Origin of the sequence: Embleya sp. NPDC050154 (genome assembly GCF_044460165.1) — a bacterium.
GTDB lineage: Bacteria > Actinomycetota > Actinomycetes > Streptomycetales > Streptomycetaceae > Embleya.
The window spans coordinates 1-23,530 of the sequence record NZ_JBITJP010000044.1 but is presented as its reverse complement, the minus strand read 5'-3'; the positions used below and the strand labels follow the sequence as shown (position 1 = coordinate 23,530).

Sequence of the window (23,530 nt, the reverse complement as noted above, 5' to 3'; positions counted from 1 at the left end):
CGAATCCCCCGAAGGTTTTGCGGCAGTGGACTGCGGTTGGCACGGGCTGTTTGCAGGTCGGACACACGTACGCGTCGACCTCACTCTTCATCTTGACTATTTCTTCTAGTATGTTCATTTTTATATGTCGGAAAGTGTTTTTCTTCGTCGCCGACTCGAGGCAGAGGGGATTCCCCGTCTCGACCCGGTGAACCGGCCGGGGACTCGGGGCCATCCACCACGGGTGGGGCGTTGGGCGCCTCGAAGTGCTCGGTGGCTGCGGAGGCGTCCCTCGGTTTGTCAACCTGTTCCGGATCGCCTGTCGGGGTCGGCCTTCTGAGGCTGAGCACCACGGAACCGGTCAGGACGATGACGATGACCGCGAGGCTCACCGGTGAGGGGATTTCCGGGATCCCGGGGCTGACTATCTTGTGGGAAGCCTGAAGGATGAGCTTGACCCCGATGAAGGCGAGAATGATCGCCAGGCCTTTGTTCAGGTAGTGGAAACGGTCCAGGAGGCCCGCCAACATGAAGTAGAGCGCCCGCAGGCCGAGAATGGCAAAGGCGTTGCTGGTATAGACGATGAAGGCGTCGTCGCTGACGGCGAGGACGGCGGGGACGCTGTCGACGGCGAAGATCAGGTCGGCGGCCTCGATGGCGGCGATCACCGCGAGCAGCGGGGTCGCGATTCGCTTGCCGGCCTCCTTGACGAAGAACTTCGTGCCCGCGTATTCGTCGCGGACCGGGATGATCTTGCGGAGCAGCCGGACGGTGAAGCTCTTGCCCGGGTCGAAGCTTTCTTCTTCGTCGTTGAGGAGTTTGTAGGTGCTGTAGAAGAGGATGGCAGCGAAGGCGAACAGCACGGCGGTGAAGCGACTGACGACGGCGACGCCGAGAGACAGGAATATCCCGCGGAAGACGAGGGCGCCCATGACGCCGAAGAACAGCACGCGGTGCTGGTAGGCGCGGGGAACCTTGAAGTAGGCGAAGATCACGGCGAAGACGAAGAGGTTGTCGACCGACAGGCTCTTCTCCAGCAGCCACGCGGTGGTGTACTCCGTGCCCGCAGTGGTGCCGAGGACGAGGAAGACGACCGCGCCGAAGATCAGGGCGAGGCTCACCCACAAGGCACTCCACGCGGCGGCTTCCTTGAAACCGATGACGTGCGCGGTTCGGTGGGCCAGCAGGTCCACCGCCAGCGACACCACCACCGTCGCGGCGAACGCCCCCCACAACCAGAGCGGGACCTCAAGCACGCCGAACACCTCACCATGGCCTGCGCGGAGTGCGCCGGCCCCTATACCGCAGTGTGCTGCATCACGCTCCCTCCGGCATTCTGAGCAGCGCCCGCCAAACGTCCCCGACCGAACACCGGGCGTGATGAGGCGCAGGTCGCCGTATCCCACGGTGCTCCGATGCGTCCGACGACCGCGACGATCACCTGCGAACTCGTGCGGCGGTGGCCTCGCTGACGACGAACCGCGGTCACGGACACCGGGCCAGGACCGCCAGAAAGGGTGTGCTCTTCTTCTCCCAGCGTGCACAGGCTTCCGCCACAACCGGCCCACCTACGCGAATCGGCATCGTAGTCAAGCAGCAATCGACCCCACGGGAAGCCACCGGGCGTGCAGGTCGGTGTCGAAACGCGCTTCCACCACATCGAACGGCGTGAACACCTCCGGACTACCGAATGGTTGACCAACGCCTCCGTCCACGGTCGGAAGCGTCAAGCCGGTCACGGTCACCCATCAGGAGGCACGCATCGAACGCGAGCCGATCACCGACGCCGACCGTCGCGCGGGCGCGTCCGGCGGCCGGATCAGCGAGGGTCATCGCCACGTCGTCTTCGCGGCGACCGCCCATGTCAGTCGCGCAGGGCGGGCAAAACGTGGTGCTGGTAGGCGTCGAAGAAGATCTCGTGCTGCGAACCGATCTGGCCCACGTAGACCTCGTCGAAGCCGGCGTCGGCGTAGGCCCGGACGGTTCGCACGTGCTCGTCGGCATCGTCGCCGCAGGTGACGGCGTCGGCGACCATATCGCGGGTGACGAGTTCGGCGGCCTGCTCGAAGTGAGCGGGTGTGGGCAGGATCTGGGCGAGTTCACCGGGCAGCAGCTCATTGGGCCACAGGCGATGCACCGTGTCGACGGCCTTGTCCCGGTCCGTGCCCCAGCACACCTTGACGCCTCCGATCACCGGCTTGTCGAGCCCGCCGCCGGCCCGGAATGCGCGCACCAGATCGGTGTCGGGGGTCATCGTGACGAAGCCGTCGCCGATCCGCCCGGCGAGTTCGGCCGCGTTCGGCCCGAAGCCGGACACATAGATCGGCAGCGGCGCCTCGGGCGCGGTGTACAGGCGCGCGTTGTCGACCGTGTAGTGCCGACCCCGGTGATTGATCAGGCGGCCGGTGAACAGCTTTCGCATGACTTCGACGGCTTCCTCGAGCATGTCTCCCCGGTCCGCGAAGGCAGGCCAAGGATTGCCGTTCACATGCTCGTTCAACGCCTCTCCCGTGCCCACGCCGAGCACGAATCGCCCACCGAGCAAAACGAAGGATGTGGCGGCGGCCTGCGCCGTGATGGTGGGGTGCAGACGCACGGTGGGACAGGTGACCAACGTAGTGACCGGCAGGTCAGTGGCCTGCGACAGCGCGCCGATCATCGACCAGACGAACGGGCTGCTGCCCTGCGCGTCGTTCCACGGGTGGAAATGGTCGGAGATCGCCAAACGGGTGAAGCCCGCCCGCTCGGCGCGTCTGGCCTGGTCGAGCAATTCCTTGGGGGTGAACTCCTCGCAGGACAGGAAATAGCCGTACTCGGTCATCGTTTCGTGCTCCCTCGCCACTGGTCCGACTCTCGCCACGCCGGTACCCCGTCACGCTCGTCGGATGCCCGCGCATGCCGCGACCGGCGAGCGCTGTTCGCAAGCCGACAAGGACGCCGGCCCGGTGGCGCTCCCAGGCGCGTGGAAGCCCCGCGACAGGGCGCACGAACGGGATGTCGAGTTCGATGAGGGCGTTGCGCCTTCGATGTGTCGGCAGCGTGCTGCCCACCGGTCCACCGAGTGGCGGGAATGTCGAGCGGGCGCGAGCCGTAGCCGCCGGCGCCGTGCGCGGCGCCTGGGAGTTCCGGAGCCGTAATCGTGCGCCGCGATCTCGACCGGCGGGCCCCGCAAGCTATCCGCCACCACCCGGCGATAGCCGAGGGACTTGCCCCACGCCTCGCGGGGGATTCCCGGTGGTGCGTGGCTGGGTTCGATGATGGTCGGGGGTGGCGCGTGGTGGTCCGTCGGATTCCGAGTGGGAGTTGGTCGGGCCGTTCCCGCCGGTTGGGCGAGCGCGGGCCAGCGCCGTTGGATGTCGGGTGCTGGGAGTCACAACGTGCGGACGGCGCCCGGCACACCCTCCGCGCAATATGGATAGCGAGTCACGAAGGGCAAGCGGAAGATCGTATTCCTCTTAATGCCGCGATTGCCGGGGAAAGCCCGAGGTCCTGACGTGGTCACGTGTCATCCGCCTTCGACGCACGCTCAGGGCGCCTACGCCCGCGAGCCCCCTTCCCCACAGGGCCGGCCCACCGCCGACGCCGAACGCGTCGCGCACCGGACCCCCACCATCGGACTTCTCGCGGGGCCGCTCGTCATCGAGGGAACGCAGTGAAAGCAATAGTCGTCGGCGCGGGTCCTATCGGCTGCCTCATGGCAAAACGGCTCAGAGACCGGGCTTTCGAGGTCGACGTCTACGAGAAGGGGCCGGATCCCAGGCTGCCCGCGTCGGGCTCCCGGCGGACCTATTCCTTCAATCTGACACTCACCCTGCGCGGGACCGGCGTCCTCGAACCCGAACTCCGGACCATGCTCGAGTCCGAGGGTGTGCGGTGCGGGCATCGCATCGTCCATCACACCGACGGGACGTTGTCCGCGCACGCGTACGGCTCCGAGCCCGGGCACCACCTGCTGTCGATCCCCCGTCACCGGGTCCACCACATCATGCTCGACGAGGCCGAGCGCGCCGGGGCGCGACTGCACTTCGGCCACGAGTGCGTCCGCGCCGATGCCCGCGCCGGCCGGGCCGTGTTCATCGCCGGCGGCGACCACCTCGTCCACGGACAGGCCGCTCTTCTCGTGGGATGCGACGGAGCCGGCAGCGTCGTCCGCCACGCGATGTCCCGCGGCGGCAGCCGCCTCGACGTCCATCAGGAGTACATCACGCACGGATACATCGAGCTACGGATGCCCGCCGGCCCGCGCGGCCAGGACATCCTGGTCGAGTCCGCCATGGACCCGGATCTCCCTGCCGGACTGCATGTCTGGCCGCGAGGGGACCACCTGCTGCTCGCCCAGCCGAACCGCGACCACTCCTACTCGGCGTCGCTGTTCCTGCCGATGAGCGTCGACGATCTCGCCGTTCCCAGCTTTCGAGACCTGCCCACGGCAGCGGACACGGAACGATTCTTCCGGACCGAATTCCCCGACATCGCCCGCCTGTTCCCGGGCACGGCTCTCCATTTCCCGCACCGGCCGCCCGCATCGCTCAGGATCATCGAGGCCGGACGCTATCACCACGGCCGAGCCGTCCTGGTCGGCGACGCCGCGCACACGATGGTTCCGTTCTACGGCCAGGGCATCAACTGCGGCTTCGAGGACGCGCACGTCTTCTTCGACATCCTCGACCGCGTTCGCGGACGTCACACGGGGGACTTCGTCCCCGAGACGTTGGCCGAGTTCACGGCGGCACGCGTCGGTCCGTGCCACGCCATCAGTGCCCTCTCACGTGCGCACCTCGACACCTTGGCCGACGACACGACGGACGCGACCTTCGCACACCGCAACCGTGTCGAGCGGTTGGTTCAGGAGGCACACCCGCACGACTTCACCCGGCTCTACGAGAGCGTCGCATTCTCCCGGATCCCCTACGACCGGGTCGTGGACACGCACGACCGGGGCAGGCGGCTGCTGTACGAGTTGTTCCGCACCTTCGATGCCGAGTCCCAGGCGGAGCGAATCGTCGAGGAATTCGGCCGCCGAGTCGGGTCATCGCGACCCGCCGAACTGTACAACGCGTAGGCATCGCATACCGCCCCACCTGCAACTCTCCGCCCACACCGCGAACGAGGGACGACGACGATCCATGGCCGAATTCGCCCATGACAAGGCCCCGGAACCGGCCGGCCCCTCGGGGCCGGGACTCAACCTCTCGATCGCGCAGTCGCGACAACTGCTGGAAACCGTGTCCGCGTATGTGCTGAGGTTCCACCAAGACCTCGCGGCCGGCGCCTATCCCGCCTCCTACGTCGACGACTCCCTCGACGTCGCGGCCTACTCCGACGGCCTGCGCGTTTCGAAGGAACTACGCGAAGACGACGTCCCCACGGCACCCACGGACCTCGAACCGCTCCTGGACACGCTCTTCGGGCCGGCGATGACCAACGGCACGATGCATCCCCATCCCGGTTTCATGGCGCACATCCCCTCCGGCGGCCTGCTCCAAAGCGCCGTCGCCGACTTCGTGGCCGCCTCCGTGAACCGGTTCGCCGGTGTCTGGATCGCCGCGCCGGGCTTCCAGCAGATCGAGCGCAACGTCATTCGCTGGTACTGCTCGATGCTCGGATACGACGAGGGGTCCTTCGGCTACCTCACCACCGGCGGCTCCATCGCCAATCTCATGGCCCTCGTCTGCGCCCGCCGACACCACGAGCGCATCTCCCCCACCCTGCGCACGCCCAGGATGTACGTCTCCGGCGAAGGACACTTCTCGATCTCCAAAGCCGCCCGGACCGTCGGCCTGCCGGCGGCATCGATCACCACCATCACCACCACCGCGAGCCACACTCTGGACGTCGACGAACTCATCGCGACCATCGAGTCCGACCGCGTGGCCGGGCTGAGCCCGATGTGCGTCGTGGCGACCGCCGGCACCACCAACTCGGGCGCCATCGACGACCTGGACCGCATCGGCGCCTACTGCGAAGCCAACGACATCTGGTTCCACGTCGACGCCTGCTTCGGTGGCTTCTTCCGCATCACCACCCGAGGAAAGGCCGCCCTCGCCGGGATCGAACGCGCCGATTCGATCGCGGTGGACGCGCACAAATCCCTCTTCCTCCCGCACGGCAACTCCGCACTCCTTGTCCGGGATCGACGCCGTCTCGCGGACGCCTTCGAAGTCCCCGGTGCCGCCTACCTCCCGGGCCTGACCGAGAACGAGGACGTCGTCGACTTCTGCGGCCTGGGGCCGGAACTCTCCAGGGAGATACGCGGTCTCACCGCGTGGCTCCCGCTGAAGATGCACGGAATCCGGGCCTTCGAGGAACGCCTTGACGCGACCATGGACCTCGCTCACCACCTCGCCGAAGGCATCAGGAAACTGCCCGGCGTCGACCTGGTCCAGGCCCACCCCGCCGTCCTGCCGGTGGTCACCTTCACCGCCGCCGCCGACCCCGCCGACGCCGGACAGGAGAACAAGGACCGGCGGAACGCCCGCTTGTGCGAGCTGATCTGCTCCCGCAAGAACACCTACCTGACCACGACGGAACTCCCCGGCGTCGGTCTGGTCGTACGCGCCTGCATCCTCCACCCGCGCACCGATCGCACGGTCGTCGACCGCCTTCTCGAGGACATACGTTGGTCCGTGACCCGGCTGGCCGCCGGACCGGCGAAGGCATGGTCCTGATCCCGATCGCGTCGAAAGCGAAGACTCGGTCGGACCGGCGTTCCCCGTCCGATCGGCCCGGGCGAGCCGCTCCACACGACCCCACCGGTGCGCGTCTTCACAAGGGCGACAATCGCGCTCCGTTGCGGGAGCCGTTGTCCGCCGCGCTGTCGGCCAGGGTGAACCCCCGGCTGTCGAACCGCGTGGCGATCACAAGGGCCAGGAGTACCTCCGACACGGCGCCCGGGCTTCCGCCTCGGTGACATCCGGGACCCGTCGGGTCGCGACCGAGCCGGAAGGCGATTTCCCGCCTCCACCGGGGCGCAACGGTTCGTCGCGGATCAGCTCGCTTCCGTTGGGAGGAACCATCCGCTTCAACGCCTCGCGCTGACCGTCAACCATCACCGGAACCGTCGAACATCACGCGAGACACCGTCAGGGATGTCCCAGGACCGAACTGTCAAGCATCTCCCTGGCCCTCCCTTTCGGGCAGATCGAAGGTTCTGTCGCGAGTTCCGCGATCTCCTTCGTGTTGATCTTCGTCGGTAGAGAACGACGCGTTTGCGGAGGAGGTCGGGCTTGGCCCGGGTCGGCGCGCATGAACCTGCGGACGGTCTCGGGGTCCCAACCGAACTCGGCGACGATCCCGGTTCCGTAGACGTGGCCCTTCTTCAGAGCGAAGTCGTCGACCCCGAGCGCCCGGACCGTGCGGACCTTCGGGTCGGGCAGGGCCCGGATCAGTCGCAGGAGGGCGTCCTTGCCCAGGCCGATGGCCTGCACCTCGGTGAGACGGGCGGCTGGCCCGGCCGCCGAGCGCGAGGGCGATCGCTTCGCGGATCGTGCGCAGGAGCACGGTGCAACGTCCGTACCGGAAGCGCAGATCGGGTACCTGCTCGGCGAAACGGCCCGCGTTCCGTCTGTCTCGGCGCCGCCTCGCCGGCCGCTCGGCGACGAACGTCAGTTCGTCGTTGTCGGGATCGCCGCCGAGAACGGATTGCCCGGCCACGCCCGACTCCCTGCCCTCCTCGTGCTCCGCAGCGGGGTGAACCGCGCCGGCAGGTGCGCCAGGGCGCTGTGGAAGGGGCCGATACGTGCTTCCAATTCTTCCTCGGGGATGGTGAGTTCGAGGTCGGTGCAGCGCCGGATGAGCTGTTCGATCGCGGTGGTGGCGATCACGAGAGCATCGTGACGCACCGGACACGCGTGCGGGCCGGCGGACCAGGCCAGATGCGCGCCGCCCCCGGCGATCCGGTCGGTACCGGGCCCGTTCGGGTCCGTGTTGGCTGCGGCGAAGGACACCATGACGAGGGTGTGCGCCGGAATCGTGGTGCCGTGGAAGTTGACCGTGCGTGTGGGGTAGTGCGGGGCGAAGTTGCTCATCGGCGGTCGCTCCCGCAGGATGCGACCGATCGCGTGCTCGGTACTAAGCGCGCCGTTGGACAGGTCGTTGTAGTACTGGTTGTCGCTGAGCATGAGCGAAAGTGTGTTGGCGATCAGATTGGTGGTCGGTTCCTGCCCGGCGGCGACGGTGAGAACCACAGTGTGCAGCAGTTCCTCCGTGGACAGGTCGGCCGGGTGGTCCAAGAACCAGGACGTCAGGTCGTTGTCGCGCCGCTCGAGCTTGGCACCGACGAGCCGGTTCATGTACTCGTAGAACTCCGCCTCGCCCGCCCCGCTTTCCAGCAGGCTCGCCAGCGCGGTGATCAACTGTGGTGCGGCATCGTCGCGTTGGCCGAAGAGCCGGTTGAAGACGTAGGAGGGAAGCGGACGGGAGAAGTCGGTGATCAGGTCGACCTGCCCGCTGTGGGCGAATCGGTCGATGAGCTGATCGGCGATCTCGCGGACGAGGTCGCGCAGGTGATGCGGCTCGACCAGATCGAAGCAGTCGGTGACCACCCTGCGGTACCGTTCGTGTGCGGTGCCGTCGGTGTACAGCGGGTTGGGACGCGGCCCCAACATGCCGAGGATGGGGTGGTCCGACGACAGGCTCGCGGCCCAGGTCGTGGGATCCTTGCTCCACGTCTCGGTGTCGTGCAGCAACTCCAGCGCTGCCCGATAGCCGATCACCAGATGGCCGTACACCCCCGGCGCGATCTCCACCGGAGCGATCACCCCGTGGTTGGCGCGCATGTCGCGGTAGTGGCCTTGCTGGTCCCGGGCGAACTCCCGGCTGTACAGCTGGTAGGCGTTGGGCAAGTACAGCGGTGTGGTCACGAGGCGGCGTCCAGGCGGATTCGGGTGAGGGCGTGGCGGACCAGTTCGATCAACGCGTCCAGCGAGGACGTGAAGTCCAAGGCGTTGCAGGACACCACGGGAGTGTCCGCGTCCAGGTCGAGGTGGTCGCGCAGTACGTCGGGGCTGACATCGGGTGAGGTGGGGAAGCGGTTGACGGCCACGCAGTACGGCAGTCCGCTGCGTTCGACCAGGTCGAGCGCTTCGAAGCTCGCGTCCAGCCGGCGGACGTCGAACAGGACAAGGACGCCCTTGGCTCCGTAGGAGACGTCGTCCCACGCCTCTTTGAAGCGGCCCTGTCCGGGCGCACCGAACAGGTAGAGGATCGTGTCACCGGGGTCGAGCGTGATCCGCCCGAAATCCATGGCGACGGTGGTGGTCGTCTTCTCGGGAGTGAACTCGAGGTTGTCCAGGGATACGCTCGCGGCCGTCATCACCTCCTCGGTGTGCACCGACCTCATCTCGGAGACGGCGCGGATCAACGTCGTCTTGCCGACGCCGAGGCCGCCCGCGACGACGATCTTGACCAGGTACGTCGACGACTCGTCGAGATACGCCGGTTCAACGGGCGAGGTCGTTCTCGCGAGCCTTGACGAGTCCATTGAGCACTCTCTCCAAAAGATCGACGTCGGGAAGGTCGGCCGGCGGCACGGCCTGCACTACGCCCAGGTCCACCAGGTCGCCGACCAACACGCGGATCACGAAGACGGGAAGGCGCAGGAAGGCCGCGGCATCGGCGATGGTGAGCGTCCCGCCGGCCAGTACCTCCAGGAGCCGAAGGTGGGGTGAGTCCAGGCCGTTGGGTACGTACTCCCCGAGCCGTGAGAGCCTGGTGAGTTGGTCGTAGGTGTTCCGGTGCGTCGCGCTGCGTCCGCCGGTGGCCAGGTACGCAGGCACGGTCCGTGGGGCCTGCCTGCGTGCGTTCATTGCGCGACGTCCTCCCGTGTCTCGGCGCCCACGCCCCGCCCGACCAGCGCGATCAGCTTGAGCATCGAGTAGGCGGCCGTGCCCAGTTCCGCGTCGGGCGTGGTGAAGGCCGCGAGGCGGGTGTTCTTCCCGGCGTCCATGACGATCAGGTAGCCCTGATCGGTGTCCACGACCACATTGCGAATCTCCAGTTCGGCGCCGTTACCGGGAGCCATCGCGCGGACCGTCGCCTTCGCGGTGCTGTGCAGGCCCGAGCCCATGCTCGCGACGCTGTCCTGGGTGTCGACGTCCATCGCGTGGGCACCGGCCTTGAGACCGTCCGCGGTGAAGAACAGGGCGCTGGCGATGCCCGGTTCGGACCTCACGAGTCGCTCGGCCCACGCTGAATGGTCCGGCTGCTCGTTCATCGAGTGACGACGGGCCTGGGTCATGTGGGATTCCCTTCGATGTATTTGGGACGATCGGCGTCGACACGGTGCTGCCGGGTGACATCTTGGAAGCCGGCGAAGCGGTGGCGCACCTCGTCCGCGTCCTGCGGTCGTTCGCTCTCCAGCGATACCGGCTTCGGGTCCGGGCGCTGCCGTCGCCGCCGGGGCATGCCGTCGGGCGCGGTGGCGGGCAGCGCCGCAGCCGCGGCTTCGGGCGTCGACGCCCGGGATTGTTGCCGCAGCAGACCCACGGGTACGGCGGCGGCGGCCGAGACCGGCTGAGTGACGGGATCCATCGACACCAGCAAGTCCTTCGCGATGTGTACGGCTGCGTGCACTCCTCCGTACTGGGACACCGAAACGTTCACGTCGATCGGATACTCGCGTACCAAGCGGCCGATGCCCGCGAAGCCCAGCCGCGGCGGTGACCCGAGCTCGGTCAACAGCACACGCCTGCTGCCCGAGGTCATCCGGTCGACGAACTCCCGGTCGTCGGGATGGATTCCGGGGCCCGCGTCGTCGATGACGACCAAGGCTCCGGTGGCCGTTTCGTGGATCGCGACGGAGACGGGCACCGTTCCCGTGGAGAAGTAGGCGGCGTTCGCCATCAACTCCGCGAGGATGACGGCCACCGGTTCGGCCGCGTGCGCGACCACGCCCACGCGTCGCTCGACGCTGAGGTTGTTCACGGGCCTGATCAGTTGGTAGCTCTCGATGCGCGCCTGGGCGCCGGCGACCAGGTCCTCCAAGTGCGAGTCCACGCGCGACAGTCCGGTCGAGTCGCCGCAGGCGACCGCCATGATCTGCCACAGCCGCTTGGTGCGCTCGTTGAGGTGGTCCAGCTTGACCAGGCTGTCCAGGATCTGCGGATCCTCGAATCGGTCCTGGGCCTCGATCAGGATGCGCTGCATCTGCTGGGAGAGGGTTCGTGAACCGGCCGCCGTGCGACGCAGGATGTCCTGCGCCGCCTCGTCCACGCGGATGCGTTCGTCGCGAACGCCCGAGGCCACGACGTCCAGGATCTGTCGTTGCAGTTCGCCCAGTTCGGTCCCCGCCCAGCGTGGATTGTCCAGGGGCGGCACGGGCACGTGGGGATGCGCGAGGTGGGTGATCAGGCCGGGGAGCCGAACCTTGCCCAGGTGACGCAGCTCCTCGTGGACGTCTCGGAGATCGACACGACACGTGTCGGTCTCGATCCGGAGTGCTTGGAGAGCCTGCTCGGCTCGGGCGGTGCCGACCTCGGCCTCGTGCAATGCCCGTCCAAGGCGGCGTGCACGCCGTTCAGTCCGGATCAGCCAGGGCACTGCGATGACGCCGGCGGCGGCGACGACGGTCAGCACCACGGCGAGTGCGTGGGGTATCTGCATCAGGCGATGTCCAGTCGGGCGAGGGCGATTTCCCTGGTCGATATAGGTGTCGTGCGATGAACTGTCGTGTGGATCGCACCCTTTGGTGATCTCGAATACGCAGTCGGGATCCGCCTGTGGGCGGCATCGGAGGTGACGCGATTCACGGTCGTCAGGGAACTTTCGCAACCGGCAGGGTCTCTGCGGCCGATGTGTTCCCGGGTCGGGTCTGGTCTCGGTGTGAACGTGAGGGGTGGCGCGCGACCGGGCTGTCGGAATCGGCCGTCCGTGGGAAGACGAACAAGCCATGGGGCCTGCCGACGATATCCGGCCAACCGTTACGATGCATCTATCAGGAAGGAGGAAACAGCACGAAATCAACGCTGTCGTGGCCGAAAACCCGCAGAACTCCTCGCGAACATCCGTAAAACGCGAGGCGAACGTGCCGGCCCGCGCTGCGTGGCCGAACGTGGCTGGGCCCGCGAGGGCGTGCCGCTCGCTCCTCGTCCATCGGCCCGGGAATCACGCCCACGGTTCATCCATCTGCGCCTTCGGTTCGGTCACGTCGACGAATTCCATGGCGTTGCCCTGCGGTTCCGGCAGGCGCGTACGGCGGTACTCGCCCGGGGTGACTCCGTACCGGCGTCGGAAGCCGCGAGTGAGGACCCCGGGGTCGGTGAAGCCGACGGACTGGCCGACCGAGCTGACGGAAAGGTGCCGTTGCCGGGGATCGGCGAGTCTGCGACGGGCTTGGTCGAGGCGGGTCTCGCGGATGAACTCGGCGGGAGAGCTGTCGCCTTCGCGAAAGACCAGGTCGACGTAACGGGTCGAGACGCCGAAAGCGGCGGCGAGCGTTCTCGGGGACAGGTCCGGGTCGGCCAGATGGAGGCGGATGAACTCGCGCATGCGCGTCGACTGTGCACGCCGGGAGAGTTGCACGTCGGAGCTCCACATACCTGGTCCTGCGGCTGTGCGAAGTGTGGACACGAGCAACTCGTACGTGGTGTGCCCGAGTTCGGCCAGGACCTCGGACGGTCGACCGAGCGGGCTGCAGGCGAGTTCGGTGACGACCGCGGTGAGCACGCGCAGCGTCGGGTCGTGGGCCGGGATGACGCGACCGACGGCGGGAGCGGTGCGCAGGTCCCGCCGGAGCGCGGCGCGTGGCACGTGGATGGACAGGTAGTGGGCGAAGGCGTCGGCGGTGAGCGAGTAGGGCTGGGTCGAGTCGACCAGCACGGCGTCGCCCGGGCGCAGCAGAGCGTGGTACGTGCCGGCGGCGGCCCGGCTGGGCCGCACTGCGAGCAGGAGGAGGTACATGTCGACCGGATTGCGCTTGATGAGGCGGGGAGTTCGGGCGACTTGTACCGGATCGGAGGCCACATCACTGATGCTGACGGCGCCGAAGTCGTGGACGTTGACCCAGCCCGTATAGCCGCGAGGGTCCGGCGGGCGGAACGGGGTGGCGTCCAACTGGAAGATCGCGTCACGCAGGATCTCGCGCCAGGTGTCGACGTCCGGAGCGGAGCCGACCGAGGGCGCGGCACCGGGGCGCGGCGTCGACCGCCGGCGACCGTCCGAACCGACGCGGTGGCGTGGGGCGTTCCCGGAGCCCAAACCCGCGAGCGACCGCTTCCGTGAACGCGGCGTGTCGGGTTCTCGTGGACCTGTCATGCGGCCAACTTCTTTCCAATGTGGGCATATCGGGGAGCGTCCGCCCATCGACGAGGGCCCATCGTAGGGGCGGCGCGCCGACGGTGTCCGGCCGAGGACGGCCACCGGGAGGTGCGGGGGTCCTTCCGGTCACCGTGCGCGGATCGCCTGTTCGCTGTGCGCGGACCGCCGATTCCAATGCTGCGCCGCTTGCGAGGGTCTCGGTATACGACGCGAGACGGTTTTCGTCGCCCGGCGCCGCTGTGCCGCGCGACCGGGAACGAGACCCGCCTGCGTCGCAGGTGCTTGGTGACACGGAGGTTTTCAGGATGGCTCGCACACCACGATCCCGGCTTGTCGGCAGGTGGGCGACCCGCCCGTCCGCCGTGCTGTTCCTCACAGCGGCTCCGCTGCTCGTTGCGGCGCCCGGCGTTGCGGCGCCAAGCGGTGCGGCGCCAAGCGGTGCGCCGGCGGCAGCGGTCGAGAGCGACGCCTACAGTGCGCGCTACCTCGTGCAGCCCAATCCGCTGCCATCAACCAATGGGTTGGCTTTGGATGGCCGGGGGAACCTGTATGTGGCCCAGGCGCTCTACGACCGCATCACGCGGATCGATCTCACCACGGGTGCCGCCGTGCGCATCGCGGACGACACCGATCCGGTGGCCGATGCCTTGCAATCTCCCGACGATGTGGCCGTCGGCCCGGACGGGAACCTCTACGTCACGAACGCCTTGAAGAAGTCGGTGGTCCGGATGGCGCCGGACGGCTCCGCGCGGACCACCATCGCCTCCGAGGTGACCGACGGGGTCACCGGGCCGAACGGCATCGCCTTCGCCTCCGACGGACGGCTGTTCGTGAGCGATCTGGCGTTCGACCCCGCGCACCCGGGTGGCCTGTGGCAGGTCGATCCCCAAGGAGCAGCCGCTCCGAGGCAGCTCACCCACCGGCTTCGCGTGCCGGAGGGCTTCGGCATGGCGTCCGACGGTCTGGCATACATACCGGAGTACTACGCCGGGCGGATCGCCGTCGTGGACCCCGGCAACCCGGGCTCTGTCGCCGGACTCTCCACCCGGTTCCAGGGTCTGGTGTCGGCGGTGAAGGTGATGCCGAAGACTCTCGACCCGGCCGAGTCGTTGGTCCTGGTGGAGAACCTTCCGGGCCAAGGCAACGTGTGGCGGGTGGACCAGGCCTCGGGGAGCAAGACGCTGCTCGCCGCCGGCCGCGGAGCCTTCGACAACCTGGCAATCGATCCGGGCAGCGGCACGATCTACGTCTCGAACTTCGTGCAGGGCGGGATCCAGCGGGTGAATCCGCGCACGCGCACGCTGACCGGGGTCTTCCCGACCGGGCCGCTGGCCACCCCCACGTCGTTGAGCCTCAACCCCGACGGATCTCTCCTCGTCGCCGGTGCCACGTCGCTCGCCTCGGTGTCGCCCCGCGGCCGGGTGACGACGCTCTCGCAATTCCTGATCAGCCGGAACCAGGGCGTCACCCCCGGAGCCGTGCAGATCGGCACCACGTTGTACTACACCGACTGGCTCGACTCTTCGCGTCCCGGACGCCTGATGAAACTCGACCTCCGCACCGGCACCCGAAGCGTCGTCGCGAGCGGGTTCGTCATCCCCTGGCATGTGCGGCAAGGCCCTGCGGGCACCGTGCTGGTGTCCGACGAGGCACTGGGCAACGTCTACAGCGTGAACGTCGCCGACGGCGCCCGGACGGTAGTCGCCACGGGGCTGAATTCTCCGGCCGGCCTCGCGTACGACGCCCACACGCAGCAGGTCTACATCGCCGAGGCGGGCGCCGGGCGCGTGGTTGCCGTGCCGGTCCAGGGCGGCACCCCCGGCACGGTCGCCGGCGGTCTCGACAAGCCCGAAGGCGTGACGCTGGACGGCCAGGGCCGACTCCTCGTCGTCGATGCCCAGGGCAGTGCCCAGCAGAACCCCGCCGCTCCCGGCAGCCTGCTGCGCGTCGTTCCCGGGACCGCGAGCCGAACCGTTCTGGCGACCGGGCTGCCCACCAAGATCACCGGAATCACGTTGATTCCCGGCTTCACCTTCACGTCGGATGTGGTTGCGCGTGAGGACGGCACAATCGTGGTGAGCGGGGCGGCCAACGGCTCGATCATCGAACTCTCCCCGAACCGCTGACCCACTCGGCACGGGATCCTCGTCCGACGGAACCGGTTCCAGCGTCCGCAGCCCCGCAGCGATGCGGGGCTGCGGGTCCCACTTTGGACGTTCGAGGCCGGGACCTGGCGCTGGGACGCCTGCTGAACGTGCCCTGCACGGACAGGTACGCCAAGGCGACGGTCAACTGGAGTCGGTCGGCGCGCGCGGCATGGGTGAGGTCTGGCAAGGCGTCGACCGCGAACTCGACCACACCGTGGCCGTGAAGGTGCCGCCCATGGAACCGACGCGTCAGGAGCGGTCCCGCCAACGGGGCGGGCACCTGCGCCGGCCCTGGCATCGCGGGCGGACGTCGACCAGGCCAAGGGCCTGCCGATGGCCCGATACGGCGTGGACGCCAACCGCGCGTTCGCGATCCTCTCGCGGACCTCCCAGGAACGAAGCATCAAACTCCGCACCAGCGCCCGCGAGTTGCCCGCATCGGTCACCCCCACCCGGACCGACCACACGCCCGCACCACCGTGAACCAGGCGCCACACGGATCGGGAGGTGCACGTTCGCAGTACGCAGGACCGCGGTGAAGTGGTCGGCCGACCACCCGCCCGCGAAGCGGCGCCCGCCGCCCGCGGCACACCGCAGCGCCGATCCGGTGACTCCCGGCACAACGGCCCGAACCGGCGGCGCGGCCCGACACGGCATCGGGCGCGGGCGGCACCCGTGCGGTCGGGCGCCTCCTCCCCCGCCGGAAGGAGACGCCCACCCACCACACGCCATCCCTCCCCGGTCGGGAAACAGAGGGGAACGGCGTCCACCACCCCTGCCCCGCCCGCCACGACCCTCACGCGCCCGACCGAGTGAAACCCGACATCACCGCCCGGACCGACGTCAGCCCGGATCCGACCGAACCCTGCACCGAATACCGGCACGTCCACCGGATCCACGTCCTCCCACAAACCAGCAGGCGGATCGGTGGCGCCCCCTGCCTCGTTATCGACGTCGAACCGAACGCACCGGGCCCTGACCCGCTACTGACAAGACACCCCCCCATCGGGAACCGAGCCCGGAAGTCGTACGGAAAACCAGACAGGAAAACCGAGCGAGAACCACAGGCCACCACCCACCACCGGCACAGCCCCGTTGGTCACGGTCGTCCACGACAGCAACCACGCCCGTGTTCGGCGCACCGGCTGCCGGACCGCCTGCCGCCCGACCGGCACGGCGGGACGAGGGCCGGGTCAGGAGCGTTCGGGGATCTCGCGATCCGGGCTCGCGTACCAGGGGACCTGGTGGACCTCTCCCGCGCCGACGGTCACGGTCAGACCGAAGTCGAACACCTCCGGGCGACCCACCCGGTCCCACCAACGGTAAGCCTTTTCGACCTCGGTCCACAGCGAACGCGGCCCCGGCTGAAGGACGTTCGGACGACGACCATCGGCAAAGCCCGCCGCGGCCACCGAGGGAACCGCACCGCCGGCCGTCAACCACAGCGTGCCGTCACCGGCACCCTCGCCGGGAACCAACACCGGCACACACCCCGGAACCCGCATACCGATGACGAAGGCGATCGGATCGTGGGGACCACCGACCACGTCCGCCGGTGCCAGCTCGGTGCCGCCGGCACGCGCCACGCCCGGCCATCCCTCGGGGAGGTCGATCACCGGCGGCACCGCACGTTGGGCTCGCAGCTTCATGAACGACAACGCCATCGTGAACGGCCCACTCGCCCGGCCCAGTCCCGAAACCGCTCCGCGAAGTCGGGATCTTGGCCACCGAGACGGTCCATCGCGGCCCGCACACGAGGTTCCCACCCGGGCATGCCGAAGTGGTCGGAGACATCCCTGCTCGGCGCCGCTGCAAGGAGCATGAATTCCTCGGAGGACAACTCCTCCTGCAGATACACCAGGTAGGCGACGCGTCGCCTCACGTGCCTCTCGATCCCAGCCAGTACGCCGCGTCCGAACTGCGCCGGCGTGCCGGATGTCCCCGGATCATCGCCGCGTAGTCGACCCCGGCCCCTGTCACAAACTCCCCGATGCTCAAAAACCGCCACCAGTCACAGCGAATGGTGGCCTGCGCCGAGCCGGGTCGCGAACGTCGGCCGCGGTCATGGTGGCCTCCGGTTTCACCGATCACGGTTCGATGATGTCGATCCTGATCTGGGGACTCTTCGGCGGTGTCCTGGTCCGCACGGTGGCAGGCGCCCTGCGTGGCGACTGGTACTTCAGGGCTGACGTCGACGGGCCTGCGATCTGCGCCACGACGATCCGCGGCGAGTGCCTCGCCCGTCTGCCCTGGGAGCAGGTGCAGGCCATCGTCGTGTGGAAAGCCCAGCACAACCCGTGGATCGGCGTCGTTCCCCCGGTGTCCCGACCTGCCGCAACTCGTCCTGCTGCTTGATGAGATCGCGCCGCACGTCACCCTCGTCGACAACACCATCTACGAGGCCACCGTGCCCGTGGCCCGCTACGTCGCGGCCATCCTCGACCAACCCCACCTCACAGCAGGCGACTTCGACCCCGACGCCGCAGCGCCGTCACGCCCGACCCTGGTGAGACTGCTGGAATGGCTCGGCGACATCACCTACGACCCGGACAACGAATGCGTCGCCATAGGCGAACGCCGGCACGGGGAGCGGTTCCTCCACGAGTACGCGGAGATGCGCGCGTTTCGAGACCTGCGGCCGGTCATCCTCGCCGCCGTCCGGCCCTTCCTCGGCCACGAGAACGCGGACGTCCGCGACGCGGCTTTCGTCGCCACCATCCCCCTCGCCGAACACCCTCTCCTGGGCGGGCATCGCAGCGAACTGGCCGATCACGCCCGCCGCCTCCTGGCCACGAGCACCGATCGCCACAACCGGGACCGCGCCCTGGATCTGGGCGCGCTTGCCGATGGTTGATGGGGGTGGGTCGGTGAGCGCCTCTGCGAATCGACGGGGCTGCCAACGCTCAAAGAGCGGCTTGGCCTCGTCGGTCACTTGTCGACGGCTCGGTGGAGAACAGCGCGGAGATGGCCGATGTCGGCGCGGCCGTTGTCGAGGAGGATCGCGGTGCAGAGCCCGTCTGAGGCGGCGACGAGGGCCGCGATGGCCTGGGGGTCGTCGGTGAGGGTGGTGCCCAGTTCGGCGATGTTCTCTCGCCAGCGCCGTGCCACTGGGCGCAAGGCGGGACGGCGGGCGGCAAGAGTCGCCAATTCACGTTCGGCGAGGGCTCGATCCCTTCCCGAGCCGGCGGTCTCGGCGATCAGTTCGGCCAGCCCGGTGAGCTTGTCACCGTCGCCGTCGATGATGGTGCGGACACGGGCGGTATAGGCGTCTGCGACGCTGGTCAGGGCGGCGACCAGCAGGTCATCGAGGGTGGCGAAGTAGTAGGTGCTCAGGGACGTGGTGATGCCGGCCTGTTTGGCGACAGTGCGGTGGGTGACTCCTGCCGCACCGTCGCGGGTGACCACGGCGAGGGTGGCGTCGATGATTCCGGCGCGGCGCTTCTCTCCGCGCGCCCGGCGTCCGTCGGCGTGCTCATCGGGGTCGTTGTCAGCCATGCAGTCCTCCTCGCGCCTACCTCCAGAATAGTCGGACCATTGTTCAAATGTTGGCGTCGATGTCCTGGTTGTGTCCAAGGCGGGGGACGTGGCGCAGCATCGAAAGGCACAGCACGGTAGCGGCGGCGATGGCCACACCGGCGATCAGGGAAGCGACGTTCAGACCCGTGGTGAAGGCCAGTCGGGCCGCTTCCACGGTCACGCCCGGGCGATCCTCGGCGATCGCGACCGTCGCGCTCAGGCTGTCGGTGAGCGCGTTCGACGATTCCGGCGAAAGCTCCTCGGGCACGCGGACCTGAGCGCGGTACACCGCGGTGGTGAGGCTGCCGAGCAGCGCGACTCCCACGGCGATGCCCAGTTCCTGGACGGTTTCGGACATCGAGGCGGCTGAGCCGGACTTCGATGCCGGGGCCGCGCCGACGACGATGTCGGTGCCGAGGGCGGCGATCGCTCCCAGGCCGAGATAGACGAACGCGAACCCGATCGCGACGGAAACCTCGTCGCCGAGCCCGGCGGTCGCCAGCAACGCATAGCCGACGAGGGAGACACCGAGGGTGGTGCCCATGACGTAGCCGGGTCGAATGCGCCGGGCGATCAAGGGTGCGCCGACCGCGGCGGCGAACATCGCCAGCGCCGGCGGGCCCATCCACAATCCCGCCGCGAACGGTGTGAGGCCTTCGACGAGTTGGAGGTACTGGGTGACCAAATACATGGAGCCCCCGACGCCGACGAGTCCGATCAGCAGCACGAGGAGCGCAACGGTGAAGGCCCGATCGGCGAACAGGGATACGTCCAGCAGCGGGTCGGCCAGGCGACGCTGCCGGCGCACGAACACTGCACCGGCCGCGAGGCCCGCGACGGCGAGCACCACCGGCCGGCCGCCGGTCCCGTGGGCGGCGATGTGCTTGACGGCGTAGATGACCGGCAGGGTTGCAGCCAGCGACAGACCCACGCTGATCAGGTCGAGCCGACCCGCCGAGGGGTCGGCGTACTCGGGCAGCAAGGTGCGCCCGCCGATCAGGACGATGACCGCGATGGGCACCGCCAAGAGGAACACCGCGCCCCACCAGAAGGCGTCGACCAGCAGCCCGCCCACGATGGGTCCGGCTGCCATACCGAGGGCGAACATCGTGGCCCACACGCCGATCGCGACCGCGCGCCGGCGGACATCGGGGAACATGTTCGAGATCAGGGACAGCGTGGAGGGCATGAGCGTGGCGCCGGCTATTCCCAGCAGCGCACGCGCGAGGATCAACAACTCGGCCGTGGGCGCGAACGCGGCGAACACCGAGGCCGCAGCGAAGGCGACCATGCCGATCATCAACAGGCGCCGCCTGCCGATCCGATCGCCCAGGGTTCCCATCGTGATCAACGAACCGGCGATGAAGAATCCGTACGCGTCCATGATCCACAGCAACTGCGCCCCGGAGGGCGAGAGATCGGCCGTCATGCTCGGTGCCACGAGATAGAGCGCCGTCACGTCCAGTCCCAACAGTGCCGTCGGCAACGCCAACAGCCCCAATCCCGCCCACTCTCTCGCTCCTGCACGCATCGGCTTCTCCCGTCCGTGTGAGACCCCCGGCAAACAAGTTGAACCATAGTACAACTAGTACTGTCGTTCAAATAGTTTCGCGCCGTGCCGCCGCCTCTCGACCCGATCGAGGTGCTGATCCGCAGTCCCTGGATCGGCAAAGAGAACGGGCCTGCCTCACATCCGGTGGCAGCAGCCGAGGGTTACGGGGCGCCCCAACAGACAGGTCGACGAGCTGACATTCCGGAACGGGTGGGCCGCAGGCGGCGCTGCAGCGGGTGGCCGTGATGCCGGCCGCGCCGGCTCTCGCCCTGGCGCACACGCTCGCGGTCCGGGCGAGGTGGTCGACGCACTTGCGGCTGACACGCCTCCTGCCGGAACCCGTCCACGCCGAGAGTGCTCGCGAGCTGATCATCGGCCTCACGGGGGTTGATGTCCGCGATCGGTCGATGCGGGCCGTCGTCGGCTACCGCTGCACGCGCGACCCGGGTCGTGGCGGCGTCCGACTCGAGGCCGAATCCCGCAATGAACCGGTAGTCGTGCACAACTACGGACACGGCGGCAGCGGTGTGACGTTGTCGTGGAGCTGTGCCGTGCGAGTCGCGGCGATGCTCGGTGGGCCCCAAACCCCAACGACGCCGGCACCTTCGCGACAGCCTATGCATCGCCTCCTGCGCGAAATGGTCGTGGGCGTCCTTGAAGACTTCGAAGCGGGAGACGCCTGACGAGATCGTTCTGGTCTCGACTACTCCCCATCAATCATCGTGGCGTTCGCCCTGGTCGCGAGCGACCAGGGCGTCCAAACCGTCGGCGTGGACGGCATGACCGTCACCGACGTCGAACGGGACGTCGAAGCACCCTGGTTCCTGAACGGCCCGCGCTCGGGCGTGAAGTCCGGCACGTTGCGACGCCCCCCTGTTGACACGCCAACGACAGGCTTCTTGGGCGCCAGAGCACGTCGAGGCCCTCACCGCACTCCGGATGCGGCGGGCGTAGCGCCGACAACCAGGCGCCGGTCTCGGGCACAACCCTCCGGCGAGAATCCTCAGCGCTCTTGCGCAGCTCTCTCGATCCAACACTGCAGGTCGACCACGCCCGCCCCGCGGTGCACTGTGGCTTGCACAGGTGATGCGGAGGAGGTCTTGCAGGACAGCCGTTTGAGGGAAACATCCGTGTCGTCCCGTCATCGACCCCAGAATCGTCCGTTAAGCTCGCGCCGCCATGCAGGTTCCGACTTTTCACGGAGGGCAGGACGGCGAGGATCAATCGCGAGCGTCTCGTCGGAACGCTGACGTTCTGGCTGCGTCCGGCCTTCGCGCTGCGCGTCGTCAATCGGTTTCAGCGGATCCTTGGTTTCGACCGCTCGATGGCCCTGGCGTCCAGCGCTCTCACCGCACTGATTCCGCTGGCGATCCTCGGTAGCGCCGTCCTGGGCGACTTCGTCCGCTACGACTCCGGGGGGCGGATCATCAAGCGCTACCGTCTCACCGGAGCGGGCGCCGAGGCGGTCGAATCCCTCTTCTCCCCTGCCGAAAGCACGAACGCGAGCGTGGGCACCTTCGGGGCGGTGTTCCTGCTGATCTCGCTGCTGAGCTTCGCGCGAGCCGCCCAGCGGCTCTTCGAACAGACGTGGGAACTCAAGCCGCTCAGCGTGCGCAACACGCGAAACGACCTGTGGTGGATCCTCGCTCTCGGTGGCTACACGGTTGTCATCGGGTGGCTTTCCGCCGTCCTCGGCGGGAGCAGGCACGGTGTGGTGGCCGCCGTCGGCGAGGCACCGGTGACCGCCGTGTTTCTCGTCTGGAGCGGCTGGATCCTGTCGGCGAAGCGGATCGTGTGGCCCGACCTGATCCCTTTCGGTGTCACCGCGGCCGTTCTGACAGCGGTCTATTCCGTGGGTGCCGGCCTCTACCTGCCGCGTCTGTTCAACGCCTCCGTCTCGCGCTATGGGGTGGTCGGTGCCGTCTTCGCGATGATCTCGGCCCTCTTCGCGGCCATGCTCGTCCTCGTCGCATCGGCTGCGCTGGGACGAGAAGTACGAGACGAGCTCGGTCGGATCCGTGAAGGCCGACGCCCTTCCGACCACGAGGTCCGCCGGCAGTGGGACAGCGTGGTCGAGCAGACACGGTCACGGTGGCGGGCGGCACGTGAACAGGTCTCCCGACATCGGACCAACGGTGCGGACCGCTGATGGGCGCGACGGCTGACCAGCGCGTTCTCACAGCGACGCGATAATGGCGTCGCGGATGAGAGCAGGGCGCGGATCTTGAGACGTACACGATGGAGGGTCTCAACTCCCGCCGCGGCCAACCCCATGCGCCCGATGACCTCCCTGGCGCCCCCGCGCGTCCACCGCCTGCGCGCGCAACTCGGGTGCCCGCTCCACCACGGTCACCTCGGCCCCCCGCCGGCGCAGCCAGTGGGCCAGCGCGGGCCCTGCGATGCTCGCCCCCGCCACCAATACGCTGGGTCCACCCACTCGCGTCCCCTGCCCGCTCGACCGGATCGCGTACCCTCGGTCGAAGTCGTCGACGCTCATCACTGCCTCCCCGTGCTTCCGCCCGCGCCGGCACGTTCCCGGCACAGACCCATCGCCGTCGGTGTATCCAGCCGTACCGACCACGGATCCGCACGAAACTCATCGGTCACGGCAGACATCGATGAGAAACGCCCACTCCGATGAGACACGCATCGACCCAGAGGGGCGTAAACCAGCCTGTCAGCCAGACCGTCTCCTGAGACTTCGCCAGAGGGTACGAGGAGGCCGAGACCTGGTAGCGGCGTTGTGCCGACGCGGGCGACACGGCTGCGCTGTTCAACCTTGGGTGGCTGTGCAGAACATTGGTGGCAGATCTCGGCTGATTTCGGCAACGCCGCGGCCTCGTCGTGGTTCCCTTGCTCGGCGAACATCCGTCCCAGGTCGGTCTGAGCGTGAACATGCTTCGTGTCGGCAGCGGTCCGCCACAACCGCTCGGCGTCTTCGAAACATCCCAGTTTCCGGCGTCGACGACTCGACGGCACGTCTGCGCAGGCTCACGGGATCCTCGCCGCCGGTACCCCGGCGGGTCTCGGCGGCGCGCGATGCGTGGGTGTGGGAAGTCGCGAGGTGGATGATGAGTCGCGG

General features: G+C 68.2%; 19 protein-coding genes and 1 pseudogene. 7 read left to right on the top strand and 13 right to left on the bottom strand.

Features of this window, described 5'->3' with window-relative positions; translation table 11 throughout:
* Positions 1-80 precede the first annotated feature (80 nt).
* Positions 81-1,235, bottom strand: a complete 1,155-nt coding sequence (locus tag ACIBSV_RS48300; protein ID WP_395873973.1) for a TerC family protein — start codon at positions 1,233-1,235, stop codon at positions 81-83.
* Positions 1,236-1,843: 608 nt separating this feature from the next.
* Positions 1,844-2,800, bottom strand: a complete 957-nt coding sequence (locus ACIBSV_RS48295) for a TIGR03557 family F420-dependent LLM class oxidoreductase (RefSeq protein ID WP_395873971.1) — start codon at positions 2,798-2,800, stop codon at positions 1,844-1,846.
* A gap of 681 nt (positions 2,801-3,481) precedes the next feature.
* Here ACIBSV_RS48295 and ACIBSV_RS48290 point away from each other — a divergent pair.
* Both ACIBSV_RS48290 and ACIBSV_RS48285 read left to right on the top strand, forming a co-directional pair.
* Entirely contained in the window at positions 3,482-5,041 is a 1,560-nt protein-coding gene (locus tag ACIBSV_RS48290; RefSeq protein ID WP_395873969.1) for an FAD-dependent oxidoreductase, read from the top strand.
* 64 nt (positions 5,042-5,105) lie between these two features.
* The gene (locus tag ACIBSV_RS48285) at positions 5,106-6,647 is read left to right on the top strand and encodes a pyridoxal phosphate-dependent decarboxylase family protein (RefSeq protein WP_395873967.1); all 1,542 of its coding nucleotides are present in this window, start codon (positions 5,106-5,108) and stop codon (positions 6,645-6,647) included.
* Between the two features lie 414 nt (positions 6,648-7,061).
* On the opposite strand, the gene ACIBSV_RS48280 is transcribed toward ACIBSV_RS48285, so the two are convergent.
* The 7 genes from ACIBSV_RS48280 to ACIBSV_RS48250 form a co-directional block, all read right to left on the bottom strand.
* Complete coding sequence (locus ACIBSV_RS48280) at positions 7,062-7,406, bottom strand: hypothetical protein (protein ID WP_395873965.1); 345 nt, start codon at positions 7,404-7,406, stop codon at positions 7,062-7,064.
* 177 nt (positions 7,407-7,583) lie between these two features.
* Positions 7,584-8,840 (bottom strand): cytochrome P450, encoded by a 1,257-nt coding sequence (locus tag ACIBSV_RS48275; protein ID WP_395873963.1) that lies wholly within the window; start codon positions 8,838-8,840, stop codon positions 7,584-7,586.
* On the bottom strand, positions 8,837-9,460 hold the full coding sequence (locus ACIBSV_RS48270; protein WP_395873961.1) for a GTP-binding protein: 624 nt from the start codon (positions 9,458-9,460) through the stop codon (positions 8,837-8,839). Before ACIBSV_RS48270 ends, ACIBSV_RS48275 begins: the two co-directional genes overlap by 4 nt.
* The gene (locus tag ACIBSV_RS48265) at positions 9,420-9,785 is read right to left on the bottom strand and encodes a DUF742 domain-containing protein (protein WP_395873959.1); all 366 of its coding nucleotides are present in this window, start codon (positions 9,783-9,785) and stop codon (positions 9,420-9,422) included. Before ACIBSV_RS48265 ends, ACIBSV_RS48270 begins: the two co-directional genes overlap by 41 nt.
* Complete coding sequence (locus tag ACIBSV_RS48260; protein ID WP_395873957.1) at positions 9,782-10,216, bottom strand: roadblock/LC7 domain-containing protein; 435 nt, start codon at positions 10,214-10,216, stop codon at positions 9,782-9,784. The genes ACIBSV_RS48265 and ACIBSV_RS48260 overlap by 4 nt, the downstream gene beginning before the upstream one ends.
* The gene (locus ACIBSV_RS48255) at positions 10,213-11,580 is read right to left on the bottom strand and encodes a sensor histidine kinase (RefSeq protein ID WP_395873955.1); all 1,368 of its coding nucleotides are present in this window, start codon (positions 11,578-11,580) and stop codon (positions 10,213-10,215) included. The genes ACIBSV_RS48260 and ACIBSV_RS48255 overlap by 4 nt, the downstream gene beginning before the upstream one ends.
* Before the next feature lie 501 nt (positions 11,581-12,081).
* Positions 12,082-13,230: a helix-turn-helix domain-containing protein gene (locus ACIBSV_RS48250; RefSeq protein ID WP_395873953.1), complete on the bottom strand. Its 1,149-nt coding sequence runs from the start codon at positions 13,228-13,230 to the stop codon at positions 12,082-12,084.
* 134 nt (positions 13,231-13,364) lie between these two features.
* Between ACIBSV_RS48250 and ACIBSV_RS48245 the strand changes: the two genes are divergently transcribed.
* Both ACIBSV_RS48245 and ACIBSV_RS48240 read left to right on the top strand, forming a co-directional pair.
* Complete coding sequence (locus ACIBSV_RS48245; RefSeq protein WP_395873951.1) at positions 13,365-15,359, top strand: hypothetical protein; 1,995 nt, start codon at positions 13,365-13,367, stop codon at positions 15,357-15,359.
* A 201-nt stretch (positions 15,360-15,560) separates the two neighbouring features.
* Positions 15,561-15,863, top strand: a complete 303-nt coding sequence (locus ACIBSV_RS48240; RefSeq protein ID WP_395874017.1) for an ANTAR domain-containing protein — start codon at positions 15,561-15,563, stop codon at positions 15,861-15,863.
* Positions 15,864-16,573: 710 nt separating this feature from the next.
* Here the strand turns inward: ACIBSV_RS48240 and ACIBSV_RS48235 are convergent.
* Positions 16,574-17,029, bottom strand: a complete 456-nt coding sequence (locus ACIBSV_RS48235; protein WP_395873949.1) for a hypothetical protein — start codon at positions 17,027-17,029, stop codon at positions 16,574-16,576.
* A 415-nt stretch (positions 17,030-17,444) separates the two neighbouring features.
* On the opposite strand from ACIBSV_RS48235, the gene ACIBSV_RS48230 reads away from it, so the two are divergent.
* Complete coding sequence (locus tag ACIBSV_RS48230; protein WP_395873948.1) at positions 17,445-17,735, top strand: hypothetical protein; 291 nt, start codon at positions 17,445-17,447, stop codon at positions 17,733-17,735.
* 52 nt (positions 17,736-17,787) lie between these two features.
* Positions 17,788-18,234, top strand: a complete 447-nt coding sequence (locus ACIBSV_RS48225; RefSeq protein ID WP_395873947.1) for a hypothetical protein — start codon at positions 17,788-17,790, stop codon at positions 18,232-18,234.
* Positions 18,235-18,308: 74 nt separating this feature from the next.
* Here the strand turns inward: ACIBSV_RS48225 and ACIBSV_RS48220 are convergent, their stop codons facing one another.
* Positions 18,309-18,875, bottom strand: a complete 567-nt coding sequence (locus ACIBSV_RS48220; RefSeq protein WP_395873946.1) for a TetR/AcrR family transcriptional regulator — start codon at positions 18,873-18,875, stop codon at positions 18,309-18,311.
* A 43-nt stretch (positions 18,876-18,918) separates the two neighbouring features.
* Positions 18,919-20,427, bottom strand: a complete 1,509-nt coding sequence (locus ACIBSV_RS48215; protein ID WP_395873945.1) for an MFS transporter — start codon at positions 20,425-20,427, stop codon at positions 18,919-18,921.
* 1,345 nt (positions 20,428-21,772) lie between these two features.
* Here ACIBSV_RS48215 and ACIBSV_RS48210 point away from each other — a divergent pair.
* A complete protein-coding gene (locus ACIBSV_RS48210; RefSeq protein WP_395873944.1) occupies positions 21,773-22,597 on the top strand; it encodes a hypothetical protein in 825 nt (274 codons plus the stop codon).
* A 116-nt stretch (positions 22,598-22,713) separates the two neighbouring features.
* On the opposite strand, the pseudogene ACIBSV_RS48205 reads toward ACIBSV_RS48210, so the two are convergent.
* Positions 22,714-22,945, bottom strand: a pseudogene (locus tag ACIBSV_RS48205) (NAD-binding protein); the annotation flags it as partial.
* Between the last annotated feature and the right edge of the window lie 585 nt (positions 22,946-23,530).

Excerpts from the sequence above, each read along its gene's own strand:
- ACIBSV_RS48295 (WP_395873971.1), bottom strand. The coding sequence starts at position 2,800 with ATGACCGAGTACGGCTATTTCCTGTCCTGCGAGGAGTTCACCCCCAAG.
- ACIBSV_RS48285 (WP_395873967.1), top strand. The coding sequence starts at position 5,106 with ATGGCCGAATTCGCCCATGACAAGGCCCCGGAACCGGCCGGCCCCTCG.
- ACIBSV_RS48270 (WP_395873961.1), bottom strand. The coding sequence starts at position 9,460 with ATGGACTCGTCAAGGCTCGCGAGAACGACCTCGCCCGTTGAACCGGCG.
- ACIBSV_RS48265 (WP_395873959.1), bottom strand. The coding sequence starts at position 9,785 with ATGAACGCACGCAGGCAGGCCCCACGGACCGTGCCTGCGTACCTGGCC.
- ACIBSV_RS48260 (WP_395873957.1), bottom strand. The coding sequence starts at position 10,216 with ATGACCCAGGCCCGTCGTCACTCGATGAACGAGCAGCCGGACCATTCA.
- ACIBSV_RS48255 (WP_395873955.1), bottom strand. The coding sequence starts at position 11,580 with ATGCAGATACCCCACGCACTCGCCGTGGTGCTGACCGTCGTCGCCGCC.
- ACIBSV_RS48250 (WP_395873953.1), bottom strand. The coding sequence starts at position 13,230 with ATGACAGGTCCACGAGAACCCGACACGCCGCGTTCACGGAAGCGGTCG.
- ACIBSV_RS48235 (WP_395873949.1), bottom strand. The coding sequence starts at position 17,029 with ATGAAGCTGCGAGCCCAACGTGCGGTGCCGCCGGTGATCGACCTCCCC.
- ACIBSV_RS48230 (WP_395873948.1), top strand. The coding sequence starts at position 17,445 with ATGGTGGCCTCCGGTTTCACCGATCACGGTTCGATGATGTCGATCCTG.
- ACIBSV_RS48220 (WP_395873946.1), bottom strand. The coding sequence starts at position 18,875 with ATGGCTGACAACGACCCCGATGAGCACGCCGACGGACGCCGGGCGCGC.
- ACIBSV_RS48215 (WP_395873945.1), bottom strand. The coding sequence starts at position 20,427 with ATGCGTGCAGGAGCGAGAGAGTGGGCGGGATTGGGGCTGTTGGCGTTG.
- ACIBSV_RS48210 (WP_395873944.1), top strand. The coding sequence starts at position 21,773 with ATGGCCCTGGCGTCCAGCGCTCTCACCGCACTGATTCCGCTGGCGATC.